The organism is Pseudovibrio sp. Ad37 (assembly GCF_001623075.1).
GTDB lineage: Bacteria > Pseudomonadota > Alphaproteobacteria > Rhizobiales > Stappiaceae > Pseudovibrio.
In genome coordinates, this window is sequence record NZ_LMCF01000133.1 from 22,690 (window position 1) to 29,463 (window position 6,774).

The 6,774-nt window shown below is 49.4% G+C and carries 5 protein-coding genes; 4 read left to right on the forward strand and 1 reads right to left on the reverse strand.

From position 1 onward, the window contains the following. Positions 1 to 7: 7 nt before the first annotated feature. The 3 genes from PsAD37_RS17800 to PsAD37_RS17810 all read left to right on the forward strand — a co-directional run bounded on the left by PsAD37_RS17800 (position 8) and on the right by PsAD37_RS17810 (position 4,879). Positions 8 to 3,658: a hypothetical protein gene (locus PsAD37_RS17800; protein ID WP_063297300.1), complete on the forward strand. Its 3,651-nt coding sequence runs from the start codon at positions 8 to 10 to the stop codon at positions 3,656 to 3,658. Positions 3,659 to 3,785: 127 nt separating this feature from the next. Beyond that, on the forward strand, positions 3,786 to 4,262 hold the full coding sequence (locus tag PsAD37_RS17805; protein WP_063297301.1) for a hypothetical protein: 477 nt from the start codon (positions 3,786 to 3,788) through the stop codon (positions 4,260 to 4,262). 161 nt (positions 4,263 to 4,423) lie between these two features. Beyond that, a complete protein-coding gene (locus tag PsAD37_RS17810; RefSeq protein ID WP_063297302.1) occupies positions 4,424 to 4,879 on the forward strand; it encodes a hypothetical protein in 456 nt (151 codons plus the stop codon). Between the two features lie 190 nt (positions 4,880 to 5,069). Here PsAD37_RS17810 and PsAD37_RS17815 read toward each other — a convergent pair whose 3' ends face one another. Continuing rightward, positions 5,070 to 5,336, reverse strand: a complete 267-nt coding sequence (locus PsAD37_RS17815) for a hypothetical protein (RefSeq protein ID WP_208991945.1) — start codon at positions 5,334 to 5,336, stop codon at positions 5,070 to 5,072. Between the two features lie 565 nt (positions 5,337 to 5,901). On the opposite strand from PsAD37_RS17815, the gene PsAD37_RS17820 reads away from it, so the two are divergent. Beyond that, positions 5,902 to 6,552 carry an outer membrane protein gene (locus tag PsAD37_RS17820; RefSeq protein WP_063297303.1) on the forward strand — a complete coding sequence of 217 codons (651 nt, stop codon included), beginning with the start codon at positions 5,902 to 5,904 and terminating at the stop codon, positions 6,550 to 6,552. Positions 6,553 to 6,774: the final 222 nt, after the last annotated feature.

Below are 6,774 nucleotides of genomic sequence, written 5' to 3' on the forward strand. Positions count from 1 at the left end.
GTTTCCTATGCCAGACAACAAACTCTCACCAGAACAACACCAGTGGGCTCAAAAGGTCTTCAGGCATTTGCAATGGAAATTCCCCTTGGTGGAAGGAGATCCCACTGAGGAAGATGAGTTTGAGGATGTCCCGCTCGACGATGTTTCCCTTGATGCAACAACTGAAAGCAACGAGGACGTCACTCCGCAGACCGAAACGGAACCAGATGATGAGCTGACTGCACGCAAAAAAGCTCATGATGCGGAGCTCGGCACTCTCTACAAGCGCATGAGAAATATTGCCAAGTCCATCAGGGTTGCCGGAAAACGGAAACCTGTTTTCACCGAAGACGATGAGAGCCAGGATCTCTTTGAAGCAGCTAAGGAGCTGGGAGAAGAGCAGATTGAGCGGACTCAAAATTTGGTTAGAAAAGAAGATGAGAATGGTTTCACGGATCTTGGTGGGATCAAAGCTCATGTAGACAAAGCAGATCAATATCTGAAAACAATGCAAGCTGCTTATCAAAAAGGGCGCGGTAATGCGGTTGAGGAGCTGGTCGAGCTTAAGAAAACCGCGGCATTACAACAAAAACGCGTTGAGGATGTCTACAAAGAACGTGAACCAATCTTGCTTTGGAATGTGGATTTGTCTGCGGTCGACAAGGCTTACGACGCTGTGCAAGACAACTTCACGGAGATGAACAGAGCGATCTCTGGTTATGTGGTGTCAGAGGTCGACAGAACTCTATTGGTTGCAAAAGAGAGATATGCGGTTCTCAGGGAGGCAATGGACAGCGCTAAGCGTTATGCGGATGCAGCTGGCACAACACTCTTACTCAAGGTGTCGATCGCTCAGCGAGAAATTCAGGATTTGGCTGGTCAGCGCGAGACATTAGATAACACCCCAGACCAGCAAAGTGCTTTCGATAAAGCCTGTGGCGAAGCAGCTGATGCGGCAAAGAAAGCAAATGACGCTGTCCTTAGCAATCGCGGTAAGGACTGTGAGAAGGCATTGCAGGAAACAGAGAAGCTCATCGCGCAAGCGCAGCAGGTGTTGTTGCAGGCGGTTGTTGGAACTTCTGAGCTTGAGATATCACCACCAGAGGGTTTTGATGAGGAGGAGATCAAACGGCTTACCGGTGATGTCACTGCTCTCGAAAGTTCTGTTGAGGGGCTTAATGATCAACGGGATCTCGTGAAGAACCACGGTGTCAACTTTCCCTCTTTTGAAGCGGCATATCAATCAGCTCGTACAGACATTTTGAGTGCACAGACAGCCCTGCTGGCCAAGAATGCGTATAGCGCCCAAGAAAGCATCAGGGACATTCGCGATAGTGCAGCGGACATGCAGGACTACATAACTGAAGCGGAAGCAATGCTTCAGATTCAGGCGGAGCAGATTGCAGATCTTCGCCGCGCACTTGAGCCGCTTGCAGACACGCGCAAAGACTTTGAGAGATATGCGCAAGCCGACGAGAAGTTTGGCAAAAAGCAATTGACTCGGTTTGATGCTCTTTGCGGTGAGGTGAGTGCACTCATTGAATATGCAGAGGCATGCAGGGAAGGCCAGCGGGTTGAAGAAGCTGATCAGGCGATTGGAAACTCGCGCAATGGTTTGAAAAAACTGGAGAAAGAAACCCGTGGCTTGCAGTGGATGCCGCAGGTCAACACTGCTGCGACTGAAGCTGAAGCCCGGGAGATGCTGCAAAAGGCAATTGCACGTATCAATGTGGAACTTGAAGATTACGACAGTATGGGCAGTGTCTTCAGAGACAATGAAGAGCGGTTGATCTACACCAACCTGCATGACAAGGCTGCAGGCTTCGCCGAGCAAGCATCGGTCCTTATGGAACGGAAGAGGTTTGAGGCCTCAGAAGAAGCGCTCGACAATGCTCGTATTACGCTCGATTCCATGGAAATTGCCTATGAGCGCGGCGCGAATACTGCTGCAAAAGTTGAGGGTTATCTTGCAGATGCCGAAGCTGCGAAAGACCGGATCAATGCTGTGTATGAGCAAGGGATCGCTCTGCAAGATCCTGACCATAAAAACGACTTCCTGAGCTACAACAGCATTGCCAATGATTTCGCCTTTCAGGTGGAAGGGCTGATTGCAGAAGGTAAAGTGAGGGATGCACGGGCCATTTTGAGCAATCTCAAGGTCGCTCTGGCAAATCTGGAACGCTGCGTTACGCAGACACCACGGAAGAAAAAGAAAAGAAAAGCTGAACCCGCACCGAACCCAGCGCAACAACAAGCAACAGATGAAGAACCTGTTGATCCACGTAGTGCGGAGCAGGCTGAACTGGCGCAGCAGTTATATCAGGTCCGCGCAGCTATCAATACGATCTTCAGTCAGGCACGGCCGCTTTGTGTTGATGAGTACGTGGCTGATCTGGAGGCAGCCTACGCTGGCGCGATGCAACATCATGAAGAAGGTAGCACAGCGCTTGCCGGAGATGACTTGGAAAGCGCGCGTGCATCTCTTTCTACGGCAAAACAAGATCTGGTCATCCTACAGAAGATACAGGACAACAGCCGCCAAATCCTGAGTTCATTGTTGAATGGTTTGTCTGAAGGTGCGGCGTACTACGAGAACATTATTGCCGGAACTCATCAAAAACGCGCTGAGTTTGATGCCTGGGACATCGACCTGACTTCATTTGATGCCTCTTACAAAACAGCTCAGGAAACGCTGAGCAATCTCCGCAAGGCGATCAAAGATCAACTCGCCGGCTTTGCCAAAACTATGATGGACAAGATTGAGGATGACCGGAGAGCTTTTGAGGAAGCCTATGATACACTTTGCGACACGAAGGATAACCTCCGTTCAGACCTAATCATAGACGTTTCTGACAGGCAGTCGAAGCTTTCGCGGCTATTTGCAGCGCAGGATCGCTTTGACGGGAATGAGGCTCTTCTTGAGCGTTATGCAAAGTTTCATGCGATGGCATTGGTTTGCACCCAGATCATGCTGGATCATCTGAAAGTAGATGAAGGGAAGGAAGCGGAGAAGCAGTTTGCCCAGTTTGACGAATGCGTGGCGGTCCTTGAAGAGATGTTACAGGCCGCAACCCTGCCAGTTACAGAAGAAGAAAGTGAAGCGCAGAACCTCGATCAAGATGAAGCCGTTGCGATTGGCATTGAGCAGATACAGCGTGAACTCAAATCTTACGGTAAGCGCAAGGATATCTTCAAAAATGCCGAGGAACTCTCCAATTTTGAGAGCATGTTTAAGACTGCAGAAGCTTACCTCAAACAAGCCGTAACCCAACTTGGTTCAAACGCTGCTCAAGATGCACTGGAGAATGCCGAGATTACGATGGACAGTGTGCGCATCGCTTTTGAACGTGGACAGCGCACCGCCGCCAAGATTGAGGGGTATCAGATCAAAGTTGAGGAGCTGGTTGAGACCATCAACAAACTCCACGGTCAACGCAGCGTCATTCAGAATGATGACGATCTGGCCATATTCTTGGACAACAACGAAACAGCCAGCGAAGGGGCCTACAAAATTGAGAGCTTCCTGAGCAAAGGCAAGGTTATGGAAGCAGAGGTGCAGTTTGGCTTCCTCAACAGCCTCATCGCCAACATGGAACGGATGTTGAAACAGCACACCACCAAAAAACGCAAAGGCATTTTCAAGCGACGAGGTGCAATGCGTCAAGGCAAGAAAAAATAGGCTTTTGGAGTGCATTTTTGCCGATGCTTCAGCGCTTGTTGCAAGCGATGTTTGAATACGTTTGGCAATATTTCTCTGCAATTCTGCCCCGACATGTTTGCATTTTAATTCGGGATTGGAACGCAGAATGAGACGCTTTTTCACGACAGGTTTGTGCGTGGTTGCCATTGCTGGTCTGATTGGTTGCCAGACAACAACACCCGGACAAGGTCGTTTGGGTGGCAAGGCCGTTGACTTTGAGGTGACGGAAAACTTCTTTGGCAGTGGTGGCGCAGCAACGACAGCGACACTGCCTGATGGAGAGGTGTTCACCGGCAAGCTCGTGACCGCGAAGAGCCAAACCACCAACATCGGAGAAAGCGACTTCGATGACGGGTTTGATAATTTCGACGACTTCGATGATTTTGACGGGTTTGATGACGGGCCGTTCTTCGTCTCCACCTTTTCAACCACGTACAGCCCTTATGCCCGCGGTGTTTTGTTCAGCGCAAAACGGAGCATGCGCTGTGTTGTGACGCTTTCCAATCCGGCTGGTGGGTTCTCTGATGGTGGTGTTGGGCAGTGCAAGCTCTCCACTGGCGGGTCGTTCTCAGTCGAGTTTTAGAGAGCGAAATTTTTCTCACACTGTGCTTTTTGTGATTGCCGACCAAGTTGCCCCTGACCTACAGCCAGATCAGGGGCTTTTGGCTGTGGTGACTGCGTTGTATGAACCGACTTCCAGACAGCCAAAACCGACATTTAGCTATTCGGGATTGGTGAACTACAATGAAGACTATTTTAAAGATCGGTGTGTGCGTCGCTGCTGTTGCAGTTCTGGCGGGTTGTCAGTCCACAACAACTGGGCAGGGACGTGTTGTCAGCAAAGACGGCAAGAACTCCCAGAGCGTGACTTTTCAGGTGACGGAAGAATTCCTCGATGATGGCGCTGCTTCTGCTGTGGCTACTCTTTCCAGCGGCGAGTTTTTCACCGGCAAGCTGGTGACTGAGAAAAAGCAGACCGAGAGCGTCGAAGACGGGTTCTTTTATGACGATGACGACGATGATTTCTTCTCTTCCAGCTCTTCCACCACGTACAATTCAAGAGCCAAAGGCGTGCTGTTCAGCGCTGCTCGCTCCATGCAGTGCCAGATCACTTTGAGCAACCCAAGCTCTGGATTCTCAGATGGCGGCGTTGGCGAGTGTAAGATTTCTACTGGCGAGACTGTGCCGGTGCAGTTCTAAGCAAACCTTAGATAAAAGCCTGAGAAGCGCATTGCCTCTCAGGCAAGTTCAGCAGAGGGACTACCTCTGCTCGCTCTCTAGAGCATACCCGCGTTCATTTGCATTCACGCCTCATGCTCTAGCTTCTTTATTTTGAGCGAATTCTTGTCGTTTGATTGAACTCAATCAAACGGAACACGCTCTATGCTTGTTAGGTTTTGGTGAGGTCCAGCGCGCAAGGTTCGAGCAATTCCGATATCTTCTCGCTACATCCCTGCACATCTTCTATGTGGCTGCGCACAGTATCAAACAGCGTCAGCAACGCTTCATATTCCTGCGTGTGCTCCATGCGCTCACTCATCACCACACTCATTGAATACACCAGATTTTTGAGGTGGCTGGATGAAAGGTTGAGCTGGTCCACTTCATTGCGAAGGGACATATGGGCACTTTTCTCATCTTCAGTTTTGGTCATCATTAAGCCTTCTCTGTTGGCTTGTTGAACAAACCACTCGACAGAAAGCTTTCGACAACCCACTGGCGAGCGGGAGGTTCGAAACCTGACAGAGACAGGCGGGTTTATTCCCCCGCGAAGGGTATTGTATTCACCGCCCTCCCGCCCATAAGCGAGAGTTTGCGTTTGAAGACCTAACTCCAGACACAAAAAGACCGCCAATAAACGGCAGCGGTGACCGCTCTGTGAGAGGTTTCGACGCCTCACCATGAGGATGCGCCGTCTTGCAGCGGGTGTCAATGAGAGGAAATGGAATAACCCCATAAAGGCATGGGGTTGGTGGGCAGGGGAGAGGGGATCGGCTTCAACACACTGTTGTCAGACACCTGTACTCAACTGAGTTAAGTATAGGTACCGCCCGTTCATGCGGAGTTGGGGCAAGCTGCCCGAAAACGGCAGACGTTCAAGTCAACGCTCAGACTGAGTGTGTCAAACGATACACCTACAAAACATATTTCCCGATACTCGTTCGCATGTTGGCTTTCTTTAAAAGAAGCTTCAAAAAATAACTAAATTAAGTCGGGTCAAAATGAAACAATACAAAAAACTGCTCTGCGCCACGCTACTCACTTCTGCAGTAGCGCTTCCTGCACAAGCTGAAGAGTTACTCAATAATGTCTACTTAGGGCTTTCCGGTGGTCTAGCAATTGCTCCCGATGCTAAAACAAAACATCCAGAGTTCGGAAAATATACCATTGATTTCGATAATGGCTACAGCTTCTCAGCAAATGCCGGTTATCGTTTCAACGAGTTTTTACGCCTTCAAGCGGACATCGGCTACTTAAAGAATGATACAAGCGATTTTATCGATTACAAACGTTCGAGCGGGAGTGTCTCCGGCACCTACGGAGTTTTGTCAGTTTATGGCGATTATCATTTCACCGACAAAATTTCTGCGTTCGCCGGTATAGGTGGTGGTGTTTTGACCCCGCAAGTTGGAAACATCACCACAGAAGAAGGCAAGTCTTTAGGTTTCAAAACCAAAGAGAACCTGGTCGCATTGCTGAAAGTGGGAACCGGCGTCTCTTATAGCGTAAATGAAAATATAGATATGATCGCAAGCTACGACTATTTGCGCTCTGCAGATTTCACAATCCAGGATCAGCCAGTAAATAACTACGACGATAAAACCCATCTATCGGCACACCTCGTTCAAGTTGGTTTACGTTATAACTTTTAAAGGTTATTTCTTAACGCAAACCTGCTGAAGGAAGCGGCAAGGCTCCCTTCAGCTCTAAACAAGAAAAGCCTCCATCACAGGTGGAGGTCTTTGATTGTCAATGAGCGTTCAAAATTGATCCGGCATCATCATTTAAAATTGACCCACCTTGGTTGGCACAAATCCAGCAGGCGAACAGCTCTCATCTAGCAGGTTCGTCTGCTGGCTTTGTGCCAACCAAGG

Excerpts from the sequence above, each read along its gene's own strand:
- PsAD37_RS17815 (WP_208991945.1), bottom strand. The coding sequence starts at position 5,336 with ATGATGACCAAAACTGAAGATGAGAAAAGTGCCCATATGTCCCTTCGC.
- PsAD37_RS17820 (WP_063297303.1), top strand. The coding sequence starts at position 5,902 with ATGAAACAATACAAAAAACTGCTCTGCGCCACGCTACTCACTTCTGCA.
- PsAD37_RS17810 (WP_063297302.1), top strand. The coding sequence starts at position 4,424 with ATGAAGACTATTTTAAAGATCGGTGTGTGCGTCGCTGCTGTTGCAGTT.
- PsAD37_RS17800 (WP_063297300.1), top strand. The coding sequence starts at position 8 with ATGCCAGACAACAAACTCTCACCAGAACAACACCAGTGGGCTCAAAAG.
- PsAD37_RS17805 (WP_063297301.1), top strand. The coding sequence starts at position 3,786 with ATGAGACGCTTTTTCACGACAGGTTTGTGCGTGGTTGCCATTGCTGGT.